This window comes from Bradyrhizobium stylosanthis (genome assembly GCF_001641335.1).
Taxonomy (GTDB): Bacteria; Pseudomonadota; Alphaproteobacteria; order Rhizobiales; family Xanthobacteraceae; genus Bradyrhizobium; species Bradyrhizobium stylosanthis.
In genome coordinates this window covers 454,845-475,546 of record NZ_LVEM01000001.1, presented here as the reverse complement: position 1 = coordinate 475,546, position 20,702 = coordinate 454,845, and the positions used below count along the sequence as shown (strand labels likewise).

The window sequence follows — 20,702 nt, the reverse complement described above, 5'->3', positions numbered from 1 at the left end:
GGGGCGCCCTGCCCTCAAGGCATCGGGAGGGGCGCCAATGCCCGGCCGCGAAGGCCGGGCATGAAAGGTCGAATTACTCGGCCGCTTCCGACGTCGGCGCCGGTCCCACCTTGGAGTTGTGCAGGTCGACGTTGAGGCCGAGCGAGCGCATTTCCTTGACCAGCACGTTGAACGATTCCGGAATACCGGCCTCGAACGTGTCGTCGCCGCGCACGATCGCCTCGTACACCTTGGTGCGGCCGGCGACGTCGTCCGACTTCACCGTCAGCATTTCCTGGAGCGTGTACGCCGCGCCGTAAGCCTCGAGCGCCCACACTTCCATTTCGCCGAAGCGCTGACCGCCGAACTGCGCCTTGCCACCCAGCGGCTGCTGGGTCACGAGCGAGTACGGGCCGATCGAACGCGCGTGGATCTTGTCGTCCACGAGATGGTGCAGCTTGAGCATGTAGATGTAGCCCACCGTCACCTTACGATCGAACGCATCGCCGGTGCGGCCGTCATAGACGGTCGACTGACCCGAAGCGTCGAGACCGGCAAGCTTCAGCATCTCCTCGATGTCGGCTTCCTTGGCACCGTCGAACACAGGGGTTGCGATCGGCACGCCGCGGCTGAGGTTGTGGCCGAGCTCGAGCAGCTCATTGTCGTTGAGCGACTTGATGGTCTCGTCCTCGCCGTAGACCTTCTTCAAGGTTTCCTTCAGCGGCTTGATGTCCTGCTTCGACAGGTAGGCATCGACCGTCTGGCCGATACGCTTGCCGAGGCCGGCGCAGGCCCAGCCGAGATGGGTCTCGAGGATCTGTCCGACGTTCATGCGCGAGGGCACGCCCAGCGGATTGAGCACGATGTCGGCGTGCGTACCGTCCTCGAGGAACGGCATGTCCTCGATCGGCACGATCTTCGACACCACGCCCTTGTTGCCGTGGCGGCCGGCCATCTTGTCGCCGGGCTGGATCTTGCGCTTCACCGCGACGAAGACCTTGACCATCTTCATCACGCCGGGCGGCAGCTCGTCGCCACGCTGCAGCTTCTCGACCTTGTCGAGGAAGCGCTGTTCGAGGCCCTTCTTCGACTCGTCGTACTGCTTCCGCATGGCCTCGATCTCGGCCATCAGCTTGTCGTTCGGCGAGGCGAACAGCCACCACTGCGACTTCGGGTACTCCTCGAGCACCGCACGGGTGATCTTGGTGTCCTTCTTGAAGCCCTTCGGACCGGCAATGCCCTGCCGCCCTTCGAGCAGCTCGGCAAGACGGTTGTAGACGTTGCGGTCCAGGATCGCCTGCTCGTCGTCGCGGTCCTTGGCCAGACGCTCGATCTCTTCCCGCTCGATCGCCAGCGCACGCTCGTCCTTGTCGACGCCGTGACGGTTGAACACGCGCACTTCCACGATCGTGCCCTGCACGCCCGGAGGAACGCGCAGCGAGGTGTCGCGAACGTCGGAGGCCTTCTCGCCGAAGATGGCGCGCAGGAGCTTCTCTTCCGGCGTCATCGGGCTCTCGCCCTTCGGCGTGATCTTGCCGACCAGGATGTCGCCGGCGCGCACTTCCGCACCGATGTAGACGATACCGGCTTCGTCGAGGTTCTTCAGCGCTTCTTCCGAAACGTTCGGAATGTCGCGGGTGATTTCCTCAGGTCCGAGCTTGGTGTCGCGGGCCATCACCTCGAACTCCTCGATGTGGATCGAGGTGAAGACGTCTTCCTTCACGATCCGCTCGGAGAGCAGGATCGAGTCTTCGAAGTTGTAGCCGTTCCACGGCATGAACGCGACGAGCACGTTCCGGCCGAGCGCGAGCTCGCCGAGATCGGTCGAGGGACCGTCGGCGATGATGTCGCCCTTCTTGACGATGTCGCCAACCTTCACCAGCGGACGCTGGTTGATGCAGGTCGACTGGTTGGAGCGCTGGTACTTCATCAGACGGTAGATATCGACGCCCGACTTGGTCGGATCGAGATCTTCCGTGGCGCGGATGACGACGCGGGTCGCGTCGATCTGGTCGATCACGCCCGAACGGCGCGCCGCGATCGCAGCGCCCGAGTCACGGGCAACGACGCCCTCCATGCCGGTACCGACGAACGGCGCCTCGGCGCGAACCAGCGGCACCGCCTGGCGCTGCATGTTCGAGCCCATCAGCGCGCGGTTGGCGTCGTCGTTCTCGAGGAACGGGATCAGCGCCGCGGCGACCGAGACGAGCTGCTTCGGCGACACGTCCATGTAGTCGACCTTGTCCGGCGTCACCGGCAAGACTTCGCCGGCGTGACGGCAGACCACGAGGTCTTCGGTGAAGCGGCCCTTCGGGTCGAGCGGCACGTTGGCCTGCGCGACCGTGTAGCGGCCCTCTTCCATCGCCGAGAGGTACACGACCTCGTCGGTGACGCGACCGTCCTTGACCTTGCGGTACGGCGTCTCGACGAAGCCGTACTTGTTCACGCGCGCGAAGGTCGCGAGCGAGTTGATCAGGCCGATGTTCGGACCTTCCGGCGTCTCGATCGGGCAGATACGACCGTAATGGGTCGGATGCACGTCGCGGACTTCGAAGCCGGCGCGCTCGCGGGTCAGACCGCCCGGTCCAAGCGCCGAGAGGCGGCGCTTGTGGGTGATCTCCGAGAGCGGGTTGGTCTGGTCCATGAACTGCGAGAGCTGCGAGGAGCCGAAGAACTCGCGCACGGCGGCAGCCGCGGGCTTCGCGTTGATCAGGTCCTGCGGCATGACCGTGTCGATGTCGACCGAGGACATGCGCTCCTTGATCGCGCGCTCCATGCGCAGGAGGCCGATGCGGTACTGGTTCTCCATGAGCTCGCCGACCGAGCGCACACGGCGGTTGCCGAGATGGTCGATGTCGTCGATCTCGCCCTTGCCGTCGCGCAGGTCCACCAGCGTCTTGATGACGGAGAGGATGTCTTCCTTGCGCAGCGTGCGCTGGGTGTCGGGCGCATCGAGGTCGAGGCGCATGTTCATCTTGACGCGGCCGACCGCGGAGAGGTCGTAACGCTCGGCGTCGAAGAACAGCGACTGGAACATCGCCTGCGCCGAATCCAGCGTCGGCGGCTCGCCCGGACGCATCACGCGGTAGATGTCGAACAGCGCGTCTTCACGCGTCATGTTCTTGTCCGCCGAGAGCGTGTTGCGGATGTAGGGGCCGACATTGACGTGGTCGATGTCGAGCAGCGGCAGCTCCTTGTAGCCGTGCTCGTTGAGCGCCTTCATGTTCTTGTCGGTGATTTCCTCACCGGCCTCGGCGTGGATCTCGCCGGTCTTGGGATTGACGAGGTCCTCGGCGAGGTAGTTGCCGACGAGCTCCTCATCCGACAGACGCAGCGCCTTCAGCCCCTTCTCCTGGAGCTGGCGGGCGGCACGGACGGTGAGCTTCTTGCCGGCCTCGAGCACGACCTTGCCGGTATCGGCATCGATCAGGTCGTTGACGGTCGAGTAGCCGCGGAAGCGGTTGGCGTCGAACGGAACGCGCCAGCCTTCCTTGGTCCGCTTGTAGAGAATCTTCTTGTAGAACGTGGACAGGATCGCCTCGCCGTCGAGGCCGAGGGCGAACATCAGCGACGTCACCGGAATCTTGCGGCGACGGTCGATACGCGCATAGACGATGTCCTTGGCGTCGAACTCGATGTCGAGCCAGGAGCCGCGATACGGGATCACGCGGGCAGCGAACAGCAGCTTGCCCGAGGAGTGCGTCTTGCCCTTGTCGTGGTCGAAGAACACGCCCGGCGAACGGTGCATCTGCGAGACGATGACGCGCTCGGTGCCGTTAACGATGAAGGTGCCGTTCATCGTCATGAGCGGGATGTCGCCCATGTAGACGTCCTGCTCCTTGATGTCCTTGACCGACTTCGCGCCGGTTTCCTCGTCGATATCGAACACGATGAGGCGCAGCGTCACCTTCAGCGGCGCAGCGAAGGTCATGCCGCGCTGGCGGCACTCGTCGACGTCGTATTTCGGCTGCTCGAACTCGTAGCGGACGAATTCCAGCATCGAGGTGCCCGAGAAGTCCGAGATCGGGAACACCGAGCGGAACACCGCCTGCAGACCCTCGTCGAGGCGCCCACCCTGGGGTTCGTCGACCATCAGGAACTGGTCATAGGACGCCTTCTGAACCTCGATGAGGTTCGGCATCTCGGCGACTTCCTTGATGTGTCCGAAGAACTTGCGAACGCGTTTGCGACCGGTGAATGTCTGCTGCGCCATCGTGGCCTCTCATTTCGTCGCCCGCTCTGGGCGCGCCGTCCGGAACGCGGCTGCCGCCGCTCCCCGGGTTGAATTTTTCGAACCCGTTTTGGGGGTCGGAAAACTCAGGTTCAGGCGGGAATGTCCTGAATCTGTTCTTCAGACCTTCAAAACGCAAAACGACGCGCGGGGCGCTAGCGCGCGCCCGCCCGTCACAACGATCGTCTTCACGGACTGCAAAAGCCCGAAATAGCCTGCTCTCCCAACGGCTTACAGGGAAATCCGGCTCCCCTGCCCACCGCGCTTTCGTGCTGCCGACCCGATATGGGGCGACAATAGTGCAGATTCGAGGGTTAAACCCGCAAATCCCCACACATTTTCGTGTTCGGCCCGCGTCGGCTCGTTCCGTCGCACGCCTTTTGCATCCGGACCACCCTTCTTGAGGGCGGACCAGGATCCCGGGCCGAGCCGATGCCCGCCCGGGATCCCCGCCAGTAAGCAGTGCTTACTTGAGCTCGACCTTGGCGCCAGCCTTCTCGAGCTGGGCCTTGATCTTGTCGGCTTCGTCCTTGTTCACGCCTTCCTTCAGCGGCTTCGGAGCACCCTCGACGAGGTCCTTTGCTTCCTTCAGGCCGAGACCGGTGATGGCGCGGACTTCCTTGATGACCTCGATCTTCTTGTCGCCAGCCGAGGCGAGAACGACCGTGAACTCGGTCTTCTCTTCCGCCGGAGCAGCGGCAGCACCACCGCCAGCCGGGCCGGCCACGGCGACAGCCGCGGCAGCCGAAACGCCCCACTTCTCTTCGAGGAGCTTCGCGAGTTCGGCAGCTTCGAGCACGGTGAGGCTCGAGAGGTCGTCAACGATCTTCTGCAAGTCAGCCATTGTTCAGTTTCCTTACGTGTAAGTCTGGTTCGGGTTTGAGTTTTGCGAAGGGCGTCAGGCCGCTTCGCCCTTTGAGGCATGAGCCTGGATGACGCGCGCGAGCTTGCCCGCGGGCGCGTTGGCGAGCTGAGCGAGCTTGGTCGCCGGGGCCACAAGCAGGCCGACGATCTTGCCGCGCAGTTCATCAAGCGACGGCAGCGAGGCAAGCGCCTTCACGCTGTCGACATTCAGGACGGTCTTTCCCATCGAGCCGCCAATGATGACGAACTTTTCGTTCGCCTTGGCGAATTCGACGGCGACCTTTGGCGCCGCTACCGGATCGTTCGAAGTGGCGATCACGGTCGGTCCCTTCAGCATGGGGCCGATGGCAACGACGTCAGTGCCTTCAAGAGCAATTTTGGCGAGACGGTTCTTCGAGACCTTCACCGATGCACCCGCCTGCTTCATCTGCTGGCGCAGCTTCTGCATCTGGGCGACGGTGAGGCCGGAATATTGGGCAACGACCGCGACGCTCGTGGTCTTGAAGACCCCGTTGAGCTGTTCGACCGCTTCCTTTTTTGCCGCTCGTTCCACAGCAAGCTCTTTCCGGTTGGCGGTCATCGCGAGAAGCGGGACCGCCGGGTTGCACCCATCGCCCCACCCAAAACCTGAACCTCGGGGTCAAAACCCCCAGGACACGCGCCGGGCGAGACGACAATTCAAAGCCTGCCCTCCGGGAGCCCATCAGAGCCCACGGCGTGTCGAGGTCCGAACCAGACCCGCTTCGCAGAGCCAGCCCTTAAAGCTGGGTACGAAGTGAAATCCGGTCTTCACCCGTCTATGCAGGCCATGCGATTAAGCCGTTGAGAAATCGAGATTTCCCGCGGGCGCCTGCAGTCTTGGACAGGACGAGGTCAGTCGGCGAACCGCCCGACCCCTGCCCGCATCCCAGCCAACCGACGGATTTTCCTTCCTTTTCCGGCAAATCCTCGCGGACGTCCTGAAAAGGAATGATCTCCTGTCTGTCGGGTTTTCGGAATGCATGCACGAACGCGCCAGCCGAGGCCGGCACGTCCGGAGGCGGTTCTTTAACCGCTCTCTGCCTGCTTGCCAAGAGCAAAATTCACACCAGTTCCAATCCATTGCCGACGGGGCTTGAACCCGCGCAAAAGGCACGATCCGGCCGAAGGTTAGCGAAGCCTTTTCGCACAAGGCCTCATCAGAATACACGCCTTACGGATCAGGCAAGGTCTCTCAGCTACAGGTTGAGCCCCTTCCCGTCCAGGGACCAGATTCGAATCGAGCATGACCCGGCACGTCGTCACCCTAATCATCGGTCTGATGATCCTGGCTGCCATCTTCGGGGCGTTGGGAACCAGTTCGTTTCCGGTGATGGCCCTCGCCTTTCTCATGCACATCATCGTGGGCGGCCTCAACGTTGTCTGGATGATCGCGGTCCTGGGCATGATGATGTATGGCGCGCTCCGGAAACATCCCGGCCTGATCGCCGCACCCCCGGTGTTCTTCGCAATCTGGTTCGGCGCATCAGTCTGGAGCCGCTATCACGTCGAAGCGACCACCGACCCCGCCCTCGCCGTCCGCACGATCCCGGCCGAATTAATGTCCATTCGTACCGTCACCTTGGTGACCCACGGGGTCCGGGGTTGCTGCGGTCAGATCACGCTGCTCGCCGACGGCTTGGTCGATCGCTACGTCCACGCCACTGACGACGAGAAAGGCCATATCGGCCCCATCCGGATGACCGAGCTTGCCGCAGCCAAGGATTGCACCGGCGACGAGCTGCGCAACTCGGAACTCCTGCAACGCGCAGGGCGCATCGGCGAATGCCTGAAGACAGCGACGATCGACGCCATCCCTGACGGCCTCGTGGTTCGCATGAAGCCCAGGCCCTATTACCCGATGGTCGGCTGCTGCACCGTCGGCACGCTCAATGTCCGGCAGAACGGAGAAGAACACGTGGCTGCGACCTGGCACTCTGGCCGTCGCCTCGTGCTCAGCTATGCTCCCCTGTTCGGGCAGCCCAACCTGCCGGACCCGACATTGTCGCTGTGGGAGGGATTTTCGGGCGGTCCATCGCAAATGGTCTGGATCGGAGGCCCCACCTTCACCGGCGAAGACCTCGCGGCTGCCGTCTACGGCATCGACTGGGCCGCACCGCCGAAGACACCCGATCTCAGCACTGCCGAGTTGATCCGCCGCGCTGTCGAGATTTCGAGGGGGCCGACCCGCACCGCCGCGCTCGACATCGCCCTGACGGTGCAGGCCAAGGGCGGCATCGACGACGAACTGCTCGGCGTGATGGCGTCATTCATCGAGCTGTCGAGCTTTCCCAGCAACGTCCGCGAAGCTCTGCAGAAATTCTGGTACAAGCTCGACCCCGGCCGGCAGCGCAAATTCGTCGACCTGATCGTCACGCGGATGCAGGACCCCGCCGTCGGCTTCGATTACAACGACGTCATGCTGCCGTTCCCTTGGGATGCTGAGAAATTTCCAGGCGTCGGGGATCAGGCCGCGCGGATCTTCGCGGAACGAGGCGACCTGAAGACGTGGGAATATGAGCTGGCGCTGCGCCTCGCCAACAAGACGGCCTATCAATCAGATCAATATGTGGAGGAACAGCGCCAGCGTTTTCGTGTGATACGCGATGACGCCAGCGATGCCTTCGTCAGCCGCGTGCTGGCGTTCAAACGGGTCTACCTCATTCGCAATGAGGAGGAGCGCGGGTTCCTTGCTCAGCAGCTCGATCGCGCGCCCGATGCGCGACTCGAGCAGTTCCTGCAAGCCGCGGGCTGGAGCAGCCCTTATCCCGCCCTGACGCCCATGACCCGGATGCTTCGCGAACGCGCGGCGGCGCGCATTGCCTTGGTGAAAGACGACAAGCTACGGCGCGAGTTGCAGGAAAAATTTCGCTTCGATCGCGCCCGCTAGGATTTGACCGCGTAAGGCAGCGGCTTGCCCTCGAAGAACGCGGTCAGGTTCGCCAGCACGCAGTTCTGCATGGCGACGTGCGATTCCAGGGTGTGGCCGCCGATATGGGGGGCGAACACGACGTTGGGGAGCGCGGTCAGGGCGTCGGGCGCGTGCGGTTCCTTCTCGAAGACGTCGAGGCCGGCGCCGGCGATGGTCTTGTCGGTCAGCGCCGCGACCAGCGCATTCTGGTCGATGACGGAGCCCCGCGAAATGTTGACGACATAGCCGTCGGCGCCGAGGCGCCCCAGGATATCGGCATTGACGACGTGCTGGGTCTCGGCCCCTGCCCGCACCGCGATCATCAGCACACTGCACCAGTCGGCGAGCGCCTCCAGGGTCGGGAAATATTGATAGGGCAGATCGTATCTGGTGCGGCTGAAATAGCCGACCTCACTCTCGAACGCGGCGCAGCGCGCCGCGATCTTGCGGCCGATCTCGCCCATGCCGTAGACGCCGATGCGGCGGCCGGGCATGCCGGCCTGCGGGCGCATCATCGGCGATTGCTTCGAGGCGGCCCAATCGCCGCTGCGGACATATTGGTCGGCGACCAGGATCCGCCGGGTCGTCGCCAGCATCAGGGTCATCGCGATGTCGGCGACGGACGCCGCATTGGCGCCGGGGCTGTGGCCGACCGCGATGTTGCGTGCGGCGGCAGCCTTCAGGTCGACGCCGTCGTAGCCCGTGCCGTAGCAGACGATGGCGCCGAGCTTTGGAAACTGGTCCATCGCTTCCGCGCCGAGCGGCGAACCGCCTGCGGTGAGCAGCGCGCGGATGCCGCCGAGCTCCTCTGTCGGAAACATTTCATGCGCCGGCTTGCCACCGGTGTCGAGCAGCTCGAACCGTTCGGCGAAACGCGCCATCATCGTCTTGGGAAAGCGCGAAAAGATCAGGACCTTGTCAGCCATTGTTCTTGTTTCCGGTGAGTGCCGCCACAAACGACGAGGGGCGGAATCGGTCGCCCGATTCCGCCCCTCGCCTCATGCAATTTCCAAACCTCAGCCGAGAATGGTGCCCGGCTCGACCTTCACGCCGGGGCCCATCGTCGAGGACACCGCAACGCGCTGGATGTAGGTGCCCTTGGAACCGGCCGGCTTCGCCTTCGAGACGGCATCGGCCAGAGCCTTGATGTTCTCGACCAGCTTCTCCTCGGAGAACGAGGCCTTGCCGACGCCGGCCTGCAGGATGCCGGCCTTCTCGACGCGGAACTCGACCGAGCCGCCCTTGGCGCCCTTCACCGCACCGGTGACGTCCATGGTCACGGTGCCGATCTTCGGGTTCGGCATCAGGCCGCGCGGGCCGAGCACCTTACCGAGACGGCCGACCAGCGGCATCATGTCGGGGGTGGCGATGCAGCGGTCGAAATCGATCGCGCCGTTCTGCACCTTCTCGACCAGGTCCTCGGCGCCGACGACGTCAGCACCTGCGGCCTTGGCTTCGTCAGCCTTGGCGCCACGGGCGAACACGCCGACGCGGAGCGTACGGCCGGTGCCGTTCGGCAGGGTCACGACGCCGCGAACCATCTGGTCGGCGTGACGCGGATCGACGCCGAGATTGATCGCGACCTCGATGGTCTCGTCGAACTTCGCCTTGGCGCGTTCCTTGACCATCTTGATGGCGTCCGCGAGCGGGTAAAGCTTTTCGCGGTCAACACCTTCGCGGGCTTTGTTCAAACGCTTTCCGATTGCCATGACCGCTTACCCCGCCACTTCCAGACCCATCGAGCGGGCAGAGCCCTCGACCATCTTCATGGCCGATTCGATGGTGTCGCAATTGAGATCCTTCATCTTCTTCTCGGCGATCTCGCGCACCTGCGCCTTGGTCACCTTGCCGGCCTTGTCACGGCCCGGCGCCTTCGAGCCGGACTGGATCTTGGCAGCCTGCTTGAGGAAGAAGGACATCGGAGGGGTCTTCATCTCGAACGTGAACGAACGATCGGCGTAGATCGTGATCACGACGGGAATCGGGGTGTTCTTCTCTTCCTTCTGGGTCTGCGCGTTGAACGCCTTGCAGAACTCCATGATGTTGAGACCGCGCTGACCGAGCGCGGGACCGATCGGGGGCGAAGGATTCGCCGCACCGGCCGGGACCTGAAGCTTCAGGTATCCGGTCACTTTCTTTGCCATGTATCACTCCTGTTGTGCCGGCAGGGCCGGCGGTTTCAGGTTCGTGGTCGGGACCGATGTGCGGCTGGCAACCGCCCTCGTCCTCCCACGGCCTCTTGTCGCGCGAGGCCCGAAAGCCTCACGCCTCGTCCGGTCAGACTTTCTCGACCTGACCGAATTCCAGCTCGACCGGCGTGGCACGGCCGAAGATCGACACCGCGACCTTCACGCGCGAGCGCGCCTCGTCGATTTCCTCGACCACACCCGAGAACGAGGCGAACGGGCCGTCGGCCACGCGCACGTTCTCGCCGATCTCGAACGACACCGACGCCTTCGGCCGTTCCACGCCCTCCTGCACCTGATGCAGGATGCGCATCGCCTCGGCTTCCGAGATCGGCATCGGCTTGTTTTCCGCGCCGAGGAAGCCCGTCACCTTCGGCGTGTTCTTGATCAGATGGAACGCCTCGTCGGTCAGCTTCATCTTCACCAGCACGTAGCCCGGGAAGAACTTCCGCTCGGCGTCGATCTTGCGGCCGCGGCGCACTTCCGTGACCTTCTCGGTCGGAACCAGCACCAGCTCGAACAGCTCCTCGAGCCCGCGCTGCTTGGCCTGCTCGCGGATCGATTCGGCGACCTTCTTCTCGAAGTTCGAGTAGGCGTGGACGATGTACCAGCGCTTGTCGGACAGTTGAGCGGTTGCTGTAGCCATCAGTGGATGCCCAGAAGGAAGGTGATGAGGACGCGGATGATCTGGTCGGCGGCGAAGAAGAACACCGAGGCGACCGCGACCATGACGAACACCATAATGGTGGTGATCGTGGTCTCGCGACGGGTCGGCCAGGTGACCTTGGCGGTCTCCGAGCGCACTTCCTGCAAGAACTTGAACGGGCTGACTGCCATCGCCTAGGGTCCAGCGTCCGTCGATAGACGCAAATGAATTTCAGGGATCCGAACAGCCGCCGTTGGCCCAGCCCTCTGTCTCGAAGGATGAGCCGGAAACCGGGCTCGATTGTTCGGGGATTTAAAAGCCGCGCCGGAGATCCGCGTCTAACGGGCCGGCTGCGAGTGCGGGGTATCTACTGCGGATGGGACCAAAGGTCAAGGTCGTGGCAGCCCGGGCGAGCAGACCGCCCTCCTCCGGGCGGCCCTGCAGAGCCCATGCGGATCAAGGGCTTATCACCCCGCACAGGTCCTGGGCCCGGCCGGTATCCGGCGGAACGCCCACGACCGGGCGCCCGTCTGCCGGCCCGGCCCTATCAGTCGGCCCGGTCGACGATGGAAACGCCGGGCAGCGGCACCACGAACTTTCCGCCCTCGGCAAAATAACGGGCGTGCTTGGCCCGGATCGGGTCGACATAGCGCCAGGCGAAGACGACGACGAAGGCCGGCTTGCGCTCGTAAAGGGCGGCCGGCGGCAGGATCGGGATGTCGTATCCCGGGCCGGCCATCACGTTCCCCTTCTTGGGATCGTCATCCACGAGGAAGTCGATCTTGTTCTCCAGACCGAACTGCGGCAGCAGCGTCGTGGTACCGACCGAGACGCCGTAGCCGGCCACCGACTGACCGCGCGCATGGGCGGCATCCGCCATCGCAATCAGTTCGTCGCGGATGTCGGCGATTCTCTTCACATACGGGGCGTAATAAGCCGGCTGATCGACACCGAGCCGGTCCTCCTCGGCGACGAAGCGCGCGACTTCCGCGGACGGCTTCTTGGGGCCGCCGGCGCGCTGCACCGTGACGCGGATCGAGCCGCCCTTCGTCCAGATGTGCTGGACGTCGATCAGCTCCATGCCCAGCCGGGCAAAGAAACGGATCAACGGCTTGATGTTAAAATACGACAGATGCTCGTGATAGACGGTGTCGAGAAGGTTCTTCTCGGTGACGTCGACGCCATACTGCGTCTCGAACACGAACAATCCGTCCGGCGCCAGCACGTCGCGAACGCCGATCACCAGCGGATCGAGATTGTCGACATTGGCGATCATGTTGTTGGCGATCACGACGCTGGCCGCGCCATGGCTCTGAAGGATGCGGTGACCGATCACGTCGGTGAAGAAATCGCCGATGGTCTCGATCCCCGCCTCCGTCGCGCGCCGCGCAATGTCGACGGCGGGATCGACGCCCAGCACCCGCATGCCGCGCTCCTTGAAGTAGCCGAGCAGCGATCCATCGTTGCTGCCGAGCTCGACGACCAGCGAGCCCGGCGCGATCCCGAAGCGGCTGACGACGTCGTTGGCATAACCGGCGAAGTGCTCGCGCAGACCGAGCGAGAGCGAGGTCGTGTAGACGTAGTTGCGGTACTGAACCTCGGGATTGCCGACATGGAGGATCTGAAGGTGGCCGCAATCCCTGCACAGGTGCAGCGCCATCGGCACCGCGGCCCGGAACACCGGATCGTCGACGCTGGCGTTCGGCACCTGGAAGTTCGGCGTGCCGATGGGCATGCCGGCCATCGGAACGACCAGCTCCTGCTTGTCGGAATGGCAGAGACGGCAGGTATGGCGGACGTAGAACAGGTTTTGCATCAGGGGACCGGAAAACGGAGATGTGCGTGCGAGCGGGTCGAACCCGCCCTGTGAAGATCAGATCGACGGCAATGGTTCAAGAGTGTCAAGGGTGGCTCGATACCTCCTCGGCCTTTGCCCGCCCGTAATTCGGCGATTCTTCCGCAGCTTTTGCCGCCTTGTCCGCCGAATAGGAACCGCGCTCCGGACTTGCCAGCCAGATCACGCCGCCAGCCAGACCGATGATCACGCTAACGCCACCAAGCAGAATCGAGACCGACAGCGCTTCCTCGGAAGGAATGCCGGCGAGGCCGAGACAGGCGACCATGGCGCCCTCGCGAACACCCCAGCCGCTGATCGAGATCGGAACCGCCGTCAGGAGAACCACCGGCGGAATCAGGATGCCGGCGTCCACGACGGAGAGTTGCGCCCCCACGCCGCGCGCCAGGGCATAGCAGGCTGTCGCCGTCACGAGATGGATGAAGAGCGCCGATCCGAACAGCAAGCCGCGATGCTCGGATCGGAGCAGCAGAAACCTGACCAGCGTGCCGAAGCGGACGAAGCTTGCGATCGCGGGAAACGCGATGAGGCGCTTGGGCAGGCGATCAAGCGTCAGCAGGACCACGGTCCCGGCGACGCCCGCCAACGTCAGCGCGCCGATCGCCAGAATCGCGGCCTCGTTGGAGACACGCGACATCAGGAACGGAAATCCCGCCACCATCAGCACGATCAGCCCGATCAACGCCGTGAAGCGGTCGGCCGCAACGCCCTTGACCGCCTCGGGCCACTGCACGCCGCGCTGGCGCAGCATCCACATCCGGACGGCGTCGCCGCCCACCGACGACGGCAATACCTGGTTGAACCAGAGGCTGATCATCAGGATCCGCCAGCCGGCGAGCCAGTCCAGCGACACGCCGAGCGCGCGCATGATCAGCTCCCACCGGCCGTTGAGCGCGAAGGTCTGAAGGAAGATCAGCGCCAGCGCGAGAATGAACAGGGAGGGATCGACGGAAACGAGATGGCTGCGCAACCGGTTCAGATCGAGACCGCGTGCGATGTAGACGAGCACGGCGATCGACAGCAGCAGCTTCACCGAGAACAGGGCCGCCTGCTTGAACCGCGACTGCATCGATGCCTGCCTCAGGATGCCGGATATTCCGCGCGACCGATGACGAGGTCGATCGCGGCCATCATCCAGAATTGGTGCGTGGTCTCGACGATGTTGTAGCTGCGGCTGTCCACCCAGAAATTGACGTCGCCGAGATTGCGCAGCGGATTTTCCGCATTCATGCCCGACAGCGTGATCACGCCGAGCTTCATCGTCCGCGCCTGCGCTACCGCGTTGATGATGTTCTTCGACCGCCCCGACGAGCTGATCGCGACGAGACAGTCGCCGGCACGCGCGCTCAGCCGCACCGCATGCGCAATCCAGTCCTCGAAGCCGTAATCGTTGGCAAGGCACGACATCATGCTTGCATCGCTGAAGCACAGCGCGGGCACCGACGCGTTCTTCGCCAGGTCGATCGCCAGATGAGAGGCGATGCCCGCCGAGCCGCCGTTGCCGATGAAGATGACGCGGCCGCCCTGCTCGCGCGCGCGCAACCAGGCCGCGCGGGTGGCCGATATCTGGGCGAAGACAGCGTCGTCGACAGCCGTCGCGCGATGAAGCCGCCCCATGTAATCGACGAGGAAAGCCTTGTGATCGGGATCAACGGACTCGGTGGGCATGGGCTCGCGGCTCGGCTGCAATGTGGGCGTGTGATACCGGCTATTACTAGGGATTGCAAAGGTATAATACTTGCCAAACTTGCGCGTGGCTGGTAACCGGCTTCGGGTTTCACTCAACATTGGCGAGCCTGTTTCGCTGGGCATTCGCATCACGGATGTTCCCCATGAAATGCATCGTTACTGGCGGCGCCGGATTCATTGGAAGCCACCTTGTCGATCGTCTCCTCGACGACGGACATGAGGTGATTGCGCTCGACAATTTCGTCATTGGCCGTCCCGAAAATCTGTCCGCGCATGCCAATTCGAATCGCTTGAAGGTCGTGCGCGCCGACGTCACCGACCTTGAGCAGATCCGCCCGTATTTCCACGGTGTCGACTGGGTCTTTCATCTCGCCGCGCTCGCCGACATCGTTCCCTCGATCGAATCGCCGATCCCGTATCACCGCGCCAATGTCGACGGCACCGTCAACGTGCTCGAGGCCGCGCGGCATGCGGGCGTCCGCCGGTTCGTCTATGCGGCGTCGTCGTCCTGCTACGGCATTCCCGATGCCTATCCGACGGCGGAGAGCGCCGAGATCCGGCCGATGTATCCCTACGCGCTGACCAAGAATCTCGGCGAGCAGTGCGTCATGCATTGGTGCCAGGTTTACAAGCTGCCTGCGATCGCGCTGCGCCTGTTCAACGTCTACGGACCGCGTCATCGCACCACGGGCACCTACGGCGCCGTGTTCGGCGTGTTCATGGCGCAGAAGCTTGCCGGCAAGCCGTTCACGGTGGTCGGCGACGGCGAGCAGACCCGCGATTTCACCTTCGTCAGCGATGTCGCCGACGCCTTCGTCACGGCCGCGCAGTCCGACGTCTCGCACGAGATCTTCAACGTCGGCTCGGACAACACCTACAGCGTCAACCGGCTGGTCGAGCTGCTCGGCGGCGACAAGGTCCACATTCCCAAGCGTCCCGGCGAGCCCGACTGCACCTACGCCGACATCACCAAGATCAAGCGGGTCCTGAACTGGGCCCCGAAGGTGAAGTTCGAGGACGGCGTCGCGACGATGCTGAAGTCGATGGACCAGTACAAGGACGCTCCGCTGTGGACGGTCGACAAGATCGCCGATGCCACCAAGGACTGGTTCAAGTATCTCGGCGACGACAAGGATGCGGCGTCCGGCACGCCGAAGGCAAGCTATTGAACAGGTTCGCCGGGTATCGTTGCCGCGAATCGATCAATTTCGGACCGTCCGGCTGATGCCGGCCGGCACTTTGGGTAATTAACATGGGTCATACTCCGACAGACAAGGCAGCGGTCCATCCGGCACCGCACGAGAAGATCAAGTCGCTGGATGAGCTCGGCGCGATCGCGCGGGCTGCTCAGGCCGAGGGCCGCACCGTCGCGCTTTGCCACGGCGTGTTCGATCTCGTGCATCTGGGTCACGTCCGGCACATTCTGGCTGCGCGCAACGAGGGGGACGTGGTCATCGTGACCATCACCGCCGACCGTTTCGTCAACAAGGGTCCCGGCCGGCCGATCTTTCCGGAGAACATGCGCGCCGAGATGCTCGCAGCACTCGGCACGGTCGACTTCGTCGGCATCAACCGGACCTCCAGCGCCGAGCCGGTCCTCGATACCGTGCGCCCCGACATCTATGTGAAGGGCTCGGACTACGAAAACCCCGAAGACGACGTCACCGGCAAGATCGCCACCGAGCGCGATGCCGTCGAGCGTCATGGCGGACGTATCGTCTTCACGCGCGACGTGACCTTCAGCTCGTCGAACCTGCTGAACCGCTATTTCGACATCTACGATCCCCCTCTGCGCGACTACCTGCAGAAGGTGCGCGAGGGCGGCGGCGCCGAACGCCTGCTGAACCTGATCGACAAGATCCAGAACATGCACGTCGTGCTGGTCGGGGATACGATCATCGACGAGTACCAGTACGTCACGGCGCTCGGGAAGGCCTCGAAGGAAAACATCGTCGCGACCCTGTTCAAGAACGGCGAGCAGTTTGCCGGCGGCGTCATCGCCGCGGCCAATCACGTCGCGAGCTTCTGCAAGTCGGTCGAGATCGTCACGACGCTCGGCGGCAACGACTACCCCGAAGAGTTCATTCGCGCGCATGTCCGCCCGAACGTCACGCTGACGCCGATCCGCATTCAGGGCCGTCCGACCACCCGCAAGCTGCGCTACGTCGAGATGGGCTACCTGCACAAGCTGTTCGAAGTCTACACGATGGACGACACGCCGCTCGACGAGGCCGCGCGCAATGAGATCGACCGCGTGACCGCCGAGCGCGTGCGCGGCGCGGACGTGGTCATCGTCACCGATTTCGGTCACGGCATGATCGCATCCAGCACGATCGACACGCTGATCGCGAACTCCAAGTTCCTGGCCGTCAACGCCCAGAGCAACAGCGGCAACCACGGCTACAATCTGGTCACGAAATATCCGCGCGCCGACTACATCTGCATCGACGCGCCAGAAGCGCGGCTGGCCGCCACCGACAAGTTCAACGACATCGCCTCCGTGATCGAGAACGGCCTGCACGCCAAGATCGATTGCGACAACATGATCATCACGCACGGCTCCTTCGGCTGCTACCCCTTCTCGGCCAAGACCGGCGTGGCGCGCGTGCCCGCCTTCACCAAGACCGTCGTCGACACCGTCGGCGCCGGCGACGCCTTCCTGACCATCACGGCGCCGCTGGTGGCGGCCGGCGGCAACATCGAGGACGTCGCCTTCATCGGTAACGCAGCCGGCGCCATCAAGGTCGGCATCGTCGGCCACCGCAGCTCGGTCGAGAAGGCGCCGCTGGTCAAGTTTGTCACCGCGTTGTTGAAGTAGCGCGACCGAAAAATCTGGAGAACGACAGTGATTGATCAGAAATGGAACGTGATGGTCACCGGTGGCGCCGGCTATGTCGGCAGCGTGCTGGTTCCCCAGTTGCTCGCGGCCGGCCACAAGGTCACCGTGCTCGACCTCTTCATGTATGGCGACGACGTCTTCAATACCGTTCGTGACAATCCCAACCTTCGCCTGATCAAGGGCGACATTCGCGACGAGGCCGCGATCAACGAGGCCCTGCGCGGCAACAACGCGGTGATCCACCTCGCCTGCATTTCCAACGACCCCTCGTTCGAGCTCGACCCGGGGCTCGGCAAGTCGATCAACTACGACTGCTTCCGGCCAATGGTGCGCGCGGCGAAGAAGGCCGGCATCAAGCGCTTCATCTATGCGTCCTCCTCCAGCGTCTACGGCATCAAGGACGAAGCCGAGGTGACCGAGGAGCTGTCCTGCGAGCCGCTGACCGACTATTCGAAATTCAAGGCAATGTGCGAGACGGACCTTGCCGACGAGGCCGCCTCCGGCTTCGTCACCTGCACCGTGCGCCCCGCCACCGTCTGCGGCTACGCACCGCGGCAGCGGCTCGACGTCGTCGTCAACATCCTGACCAACCTTGCGGTCAACACCGGCCGCATCCGCGTGTTCGGCGGATCTCAGAAGCGGCCCAACCTGCACATCCAGGACATGTCGGCGGCCTATCTGTTCCTGCTTCAGCAGGATGACGCGAAGATCGACGGCAAGACCTACAATATCGGCTACGAGAACCACTCGCTGATGAAGATCGCCGACATCGTCAAATCGGTGGTCGGCAACAACGTCGACGTGGCGGTCGAGCCGACCGACGATCTGCGCTCCTACCACGTCTCCTCGGAGAAGATCCGCCGCGAGCTCGGCTTCGCGCCGACGCACACGATCGAGCAGGCCGTCTCCGGCCTGGTGGACGCCTTCAAGTCCGGTCGCCTGCCGGACTCGCTCAACAATCCCCGGTACTTCAACATCAAGATGATGCAGAACATCAGCCTGAAGTGAGCGGCGTGCGGATCGGCATCGATTTCGACAACACGATCATCTGCTACGACAAGGTCTTTGCCGATGTCGCGCGCCAGCGTGCCCTGCTGCCCGAGGGATGGGCTGGACTGAAAACCGACGTGCGGGACTATCTGCGGTCCCGCCCGGGCGGAGAACTGGCCTGGCAGGGGCTTCAGGGCTTCGTCTACGGCAAAGGTATCGGCGGCGCCGAGATCTATCCCGGCGTTCGCGAATTCCTCGCCGCCTGCCGGCAGGCCGGCGCCAGCGTCTGCATCGTCAGCCACAAGACCCAGTTCGGCCATCAGGACCCGGACCGCGTCGATCTGCGCGATGCCGCGCGCGGCTGGCTGCGCGGTGCGGGCCTGATCGATGCGGCCGATGCGGCGATCTCGCTCGGCGACGTCTATTTCGAAGCCACGCTGGCGGCAAAGGTCGAGCGGCTCGCAAGTCTGGACCTCGACATCTTCATCGACGACCTCGTCGATGTGTTCGAGCAGCCGCATTTCCCGAAGACGACGCGCGCGATCCTGTTCACGCGGTCGCAGTCCCCTCACCCCGAGCACTGCGAACCGATCGCGACATGGGCCGATATCCGCCGCGAGGTCTTTGCGGCATGAGCGAGCCCGACATCAGCACGCCGGATGCGATCGCGATCGGCAGCCGCCTTGCCGGCACGCGGGTCACGGCTGCCCAGCCGGCACGGTCCGGCAGCAACAACAGGGTGTTTCGGCTGGAGATGGCCGAGGGGCCGCCCCTTGCTCTCAAGCATTATCCCTCCGACGGGCGCGATCGCCTGGGTCAGGAATACGACGCGCTCTCGTTTCTGTCGGGCCATGGCATCACATCGACACCGCGGCCGATCGCGAAGGACGTCGATGCGAACTGCGCGCTGTATCAATGGTTCGACGGCGAGGCGGCGGTGCTGCGCCCGCAAGCCGGCGATGCGGATCAGCTCGCCGACTTCCTGATCGAACTGCAGAAGCTGCGCGATGCCGAGGGCGCGCAGACCTTGCGGAACGCTTCGGCCGCCATCTTCTCGCCCGAGGAGGCGATCGCCCAGTACGAGCAGCGCCTGGACGGGCTGCGGCGGGCCTCCAACGATCATCCGGACTTGCGCGCATTTATCGACGGCAGCCTGGTTCCCAGCACTGACATCGCCATCCGGCAGCTCCGCCGACGCTACGCGGAACTGGGCCGGGATCCCGCGGCGGACCTTGCGCCCGCACATCGCGCGCTGAGCCCGTCCGACTTCGGACTGCACAACGCCCTGCGCGGCGAAGACAGCCGCCTGCGCTTCATCGACTTCGAATATTTCGGCTGGGACGATCCGGTCAAACTCCTGTCCGACACCGCGATCCACCCGGGTAGCGATCTACCCGCAAACGACGCGAATCGCCTGATCGAACGCCTCACGCAAGCCTTCTCGGCTAGGGATGACGCGTTTGCGGTCCGCCGAGACGTACTGTATCCTCTGTTTGGGGCGATTTGGTGCCTGATTGTCCTGAATGCTTATTTGCCGGAAAGCCGCTCCCGGCGCGCCCTGGCTGCGCAAGGAGGAGATCTGACGGTCCGCCTTGCCGGTCAGCTCGACAAAGCCCGCCGGCTCCATCAAACGATTTGCCAACGTGATCCAGACCTCACCCCACGCTGAAGCCGCCCTCACCTGCACGCTGGACGAGCGCAGTCTCTACCTGCGTCGCCTGGTCCTCGGTTCTGTCCGCTCCGCGGGACGCGGCCATGTCGGCCCTGCCCTGTCGCTGATCGAGATGGTCCGCGTCCTCTATGACGACGTGCTGCGGATCGATCCGAAGAACCCGCGCGATCCGAATCGCGACCGCGCCATCCTCAGCAAGGGACATGGTTGCCTCGCGCTCTATGCGCTCCTGGCCGATCGCGGTTTCTTCCCATTGTCGGAACTGGACGGCTTCTGCGGGACCGACAGCATCCTCGGCGGGCATCCCGAATACGGCATGGTGCCGGGGGTCGAGGCGTCGACCGGCGCGCTCGGGCACGGCCTGTCGATCGGTGTCGGCCTCGCGCTTGCCGCGCGTATGCGCGAGCGCAGCTACCGGACCTTCGTCCTGCTCGGCGACGGCGAGATCAACGAGGGATCGGTGTGGGAAGCTGCGATGGGCGCAGCCAAGCACGGGCTCGACAATCTGGTCGCGATGATCGACTACAACAAGCTGCAGAGCTACGGGCCGACCGACTACGTGCTGCCGCTGGAGCCGCTTGCGGACAAGTGGCGCAGCTTCGGCTTCGCCGTGCAGGAGGTGAACGGCCACGACGTCGGCGCCCTGCGCACCGTGCTCAAGCAGATCCCGCCCGTCGCCGGCAAGCCCACCGCAATCATCTGCCATACCGTCAAGGGCAAGGGTCTTCCGGCTGCGGAGTCCAACGCCGATTGGCATCACAAGAACAAGCTGTCCGACAGCGAGCTCGACGCCATCCGCGTCGCTGTCGGCGATTTTTGATC

The 20,702-nt window shown here is 63.9% G+C and carries 18 protein-coding genes; 7 read left to right on the top strand and 11 right to left on the bottom strand.

The window, feature by feature from the left end:
- Window positions 1–73: 73 nt before the first annotated feature.
- From rpoB to rplJ, 3 genes are all read right to left on the bottom strand, one after another.
- A complete protein-coding gene (gene rpoB / locus A7X65_RS02350; protein WP_063682745.1) occupies window positions 74–4,192 on the bottom strand; it encodes a DNA-directed RNA polymerase subunit beta in 4,119 nt (1,372 codons plus the stop codon).
- A 484-nt stretch (window positions 4,193–4,676) separates the two neighbouring features.
- Window positions 4,677–5,054: a 50S ribosomal protein L7/L12 gene (gene rplL / locus A7X65_RS02345; protein ID WP_063682744.1), complete on the bottom strand. Its 378-nt coding sequence runs from the start codon at window positions 5,052–5,054 to the stop codon at window positions 4,677–4,679.
- Window positions 5,055–5,108: 54 nt separating this feature from the next.
- Window positions 5,109–5,627: a 50S ribosomal protein L10 gene (gene rplJ, locus A7X65_RS02340; RefSeq protein WP_063684765.1), complete on the bottom strand. Its 519-nt coding sequence runs from the start codon at window positions 5,625–5,627 to the stop codon at window positions 5,109–5,111.
- Between the two features lie 711 nt (window positions 5,628–6,338).
- Here rplJ and A7X65_RS02335 point away from each other — a divergent pair.
- Window positions 6,339–7,982: a hypothetical protein gene (locus A7X65_RS02335; protein ID WP_063682743.1), complete on the top strand. Its 1,644-nt coding sequence runs from the start codon at window positions 6,339–6,341 to the stop codon at window positions 7,980–7,982.
- Here the strand turns inward: A7X65_RS02335 and A7X65_RS02330 are convergent.
- The 8 genes from A7X65_RS02330 to A7X65_RS02295 all read right to left on the bottom strand — a co-directional run bounded on the left by A7X65_RS02330 (window position 7,979) and on the right by A7X65_RS02295 (window position 14,508).
- Complete coding sequence (locus tag A7X65_RS02330; protein WP_063682742.1) at window positions 7,979–8,929, bottom strand: 2-hydroxyacid dehydrogenase; 951 nt, start codon at window positions 8,927–8,929, stop codon at window positions 7,979–7,981. The two genes, A7X65_RS02335 and A7X65_RS02330, sit on opposite strands and share 4 nt — an antisense overlap.
- Before the next feature lie 90 nt (window positions 8,930–9,019).
- Window positions 9,020–9,712, bottom strand: a complete 693-nt coding sequence (gene rplA / locus A7X65_RS02325; RefSeq protein WP_063682741.1) for a 50S ribosomal protein L1 — start codon at window positions 9,710–9,712, stop codon at window positions 9,020–9,022.
- Between the two features lie 6 nt (window positions 9,713–9,718).
- Window positions 9,719–10,147 carry a 50S ribosomal protein L11 gene (gene rplK, locus A7X65_RS02320; protein WP_008136439.1) on the bottom strand — a complete coding sequence of 143 codons (429 nt, stop codon included), beginning with the start codon at window positions 10,145–10,147 and terminating at the stop codon, window positions 9,719–9,721.
- 133 nt (window positions 10,148–10,280) lie between these two features.
- Entirely contained in the window at window positions 10,281–10,835 is a 555-nt protein-coding gene (gene nusG / locus A7X65_RS02315; protein ID WP_007602985.1) for a transcription termination/antitermination protein NusG, read from the bottom strand.
- Window positions 10,835–11,026 (bottom strand): preprotein translocase subunit SecE, encoded by a 192-nt coding sequence (gene secE / locus A7X65_RS02310; protein WP_063682740.1) that lies wholly within the window; start codon window positions 11,024–11,026, stop codon window positions 10,835–10,837. The genes nusG and secE overlap by 1 nt, the downstream gene beginning before the upstream one ends.
- Window positions 11,027–11,382: 356 nt before the next feature.
- The gene (locus A7X65_RS02305; RefSeq protein ID WP_063682739.1) at window positions 11,383–12,651 is read right to left on the bottom strand and encodes a class I SAM-dependent methyltransferase; all 1,269 of its coding nucleotides are present in this window, start codon (window positions 12,649–12,651) and stop codon (window positions 11,383–11,385) included.
- A gap of 85 nt (window positions 12,652–12,736) precedes the next feature.
- Complete coding sequence (locus tag A7X65_RS02300; protein WP_063682738.1) at window positions 12,737–13,759, bottom strand: lysylphosphatidylglycerol synthase transmembrane domain-containing protein; 1,023 nt, start codon at window positions 13,757–13,759, stop codon at window positions 12,737–12,739.
- Between the two features lie 11 nt (window positions 13,760–13,770).
- Window positions 13,771–14,508 (bottom strand): SIS domain-containing protein, encoded by a 738-nt coding sequence (locus tag A7X65_RS02295; RefSeq protein WP_245323216.1) that lies wholly within the window; start codon window positions 14,506–14,508, stop codon window positions 13,771–13,773.
- Between the two features lie 14 nt (window positions 14,509–14,522).
- Between A7X65_RS02295 and A7X65_RS02290 the strand changes: the two genes are divergently transcribed.
- From A7X65_RS02290 to A7X65_RS02265, 6 genes are all read left to right on the top strand, one after another.
- Window positions 14,523–15,548, top strand: coding sequence for an SDR family oxidoreductase (locus A7X65_RS02290; protein ID WP_063684764.1), 1,026 nt, complete (start codon window positions 14,523–14,525; stop codon window positions 15,546–15,548).
- 83 nt (window positions 15,549–15,631) lie between these two features.
- Window positions 15,632–17,197 carry a PfkB family carbohydrate kinase gene (locus tag A7X65_RS02285; RefSeq protein ID WP_063682736.1) on the top strand — a complete coding sequence of 522 codons (1,566 nt, stop codon included), beginning with the start codon at window positions 15,632–15,634 and terminating at the stop codon, window positions 17,195–17,197.
- Window positions 17,198–17,224: 27 nt separating this feature from the next.
- Window positions 17,225–18,226: an NAD-dependent epimerase/dehydratase family protein gene (locus A7X65_RS02280; protein WP_063682735.1), complete on the top strand. Its 1,002-nt coding sequence runs from the start codon at window positions 17,225–17,227 to the stop codon at window positions 18,224–18,226.
- A 5-nt stretch (window positions 18,227–18,231) separates the two neighbouring features.
- Complete coding sequence (locus A7X65_RS02275; RefSeq protein WP_245323215.1) at window positions 18,232–18,843, top strand: HAD family hydrolase; 612 nt, start codon at window positions 18,232–18,234, stop codon at window positions 18,841–18,843.
- Entirely contained in the window at window positions 18,840–19,877 is a 1,038-nt protein-coding gene (locus tag A7X65_RS02270) for an aminoglycoside phosphotransferase family protein (RefSeq protein ID WP_063682733.1), read from the top strand. The genes A7X65_RS02275 and A7X65_RS02270 overlap by 4 nt, the downstream gene beginning before the upstream one ends.
- Entirely contained in the window at window positions 19,852–20,700 is an 849-nt protein-coding gene (locus A7X65_RS02265; RefSeq protein ID WP_082884807.1) for a transketolase, read from the top strand. Before A7X65_RS02270 ends, A7X65_RS02265 begins: the two co-directional genes overlap by 26 nt.
- Window positions 20,701–20,702: the final 2 nt, after the last annotated feature.

Coding starts and splice junctions, on each gene's coding strand:
- A7X65_RS02285 (WP_063682736.1), top strand. CDS start 15,632: ATGGGTCATACTCCGACAGACAAGGCAGCGGTCCATCCGGCACCGCAC.
- A7X65_RS02300 (WP_063682738.1), bottom strand. CDS start 13,759: ATGCAGTCGCGGTTCAAGCAGGCGGCCCTGTTCTCGGTGAAGCTGCTG.
- A7X65_RS02290 (WP_063684764.1), top strand. CDS start 14,523: ATGAAATGCATCGTTACTGGCGGCGCCGGATTCATTGGAAGCCACCTT.
- A7X65_RS02335 (WP_063682743.1), top strand. CDS start 6,339: ATGACCCGGCACGTCGTCACCCTAATCATCGGTCTGATGATCCTGGCT.
- rplK (WP_008136439.1), bottom strand. CDS start 10,147: ATGGCAAAGAAAGTGACCGGATACCTGAAGCTTCAGGTCCCGGCCGGT.
- rpoB (WP_063682745.1), bottom strand. CDS start 4,192: ATGGCGCAGCAGACATTCACCGGTCGCAAACGCGTTCGCAAGTTCTTC.
- A7X65_RS02270 (WP_063682733.1), top strand. CDS start 18,840: ATGAGCGAGCCCGACATCAGCACGCCGGATGCGATCGCGATCGGCAGC.
- rplA (WP_063682741.1), bottom strand. CDS start 9,712: ATGGCAATCGGAAAGCGTTTGAACAAAGCCCGCGAAGGTGTTGACCGC.
- A7X65_RS02305 (WP_063682739.1), bottom strand. CDS start 12,651: ATGCAAAACCTGTTCTACGTCCGCCATACCTGCCGTCTCTGCCATTCC.
- A7X65_RS02295 (WP_245323216.1), bottom strand. CDS start 14,508: ATGCGAATGCCCAGCGAAACAGGCTCGCCAATGTTGAGTGAAACCCGA.
- secE (WP_063682740.1), bottom strand. CDS start 11,026: ATGGCAGTCAGCCCGTTCAAGTTCTTGCAGGAAGTGCGCTCGGAGACC.
- nusG (WP_007602985.1), bottom strand. CDS start 10,835: ATGGCTACAGCAACCGCTCAACTGTCCGACAAGCGCTGGTACATCGTC.
- rplL (WP_063682744.1), bottom strand. CDS start 5,054: ATGGCTGACTTGCAGAAGATCGTTGACGACCTCTCGAGCCTCACCGTG.
- A7X65_RS02330 (WP_063682742.1), bottom strand. CDS start 8,929: ATGGCTGACAAGGTCCTGATCTTTTCGCGCTTTCCCAAGACGATGATG.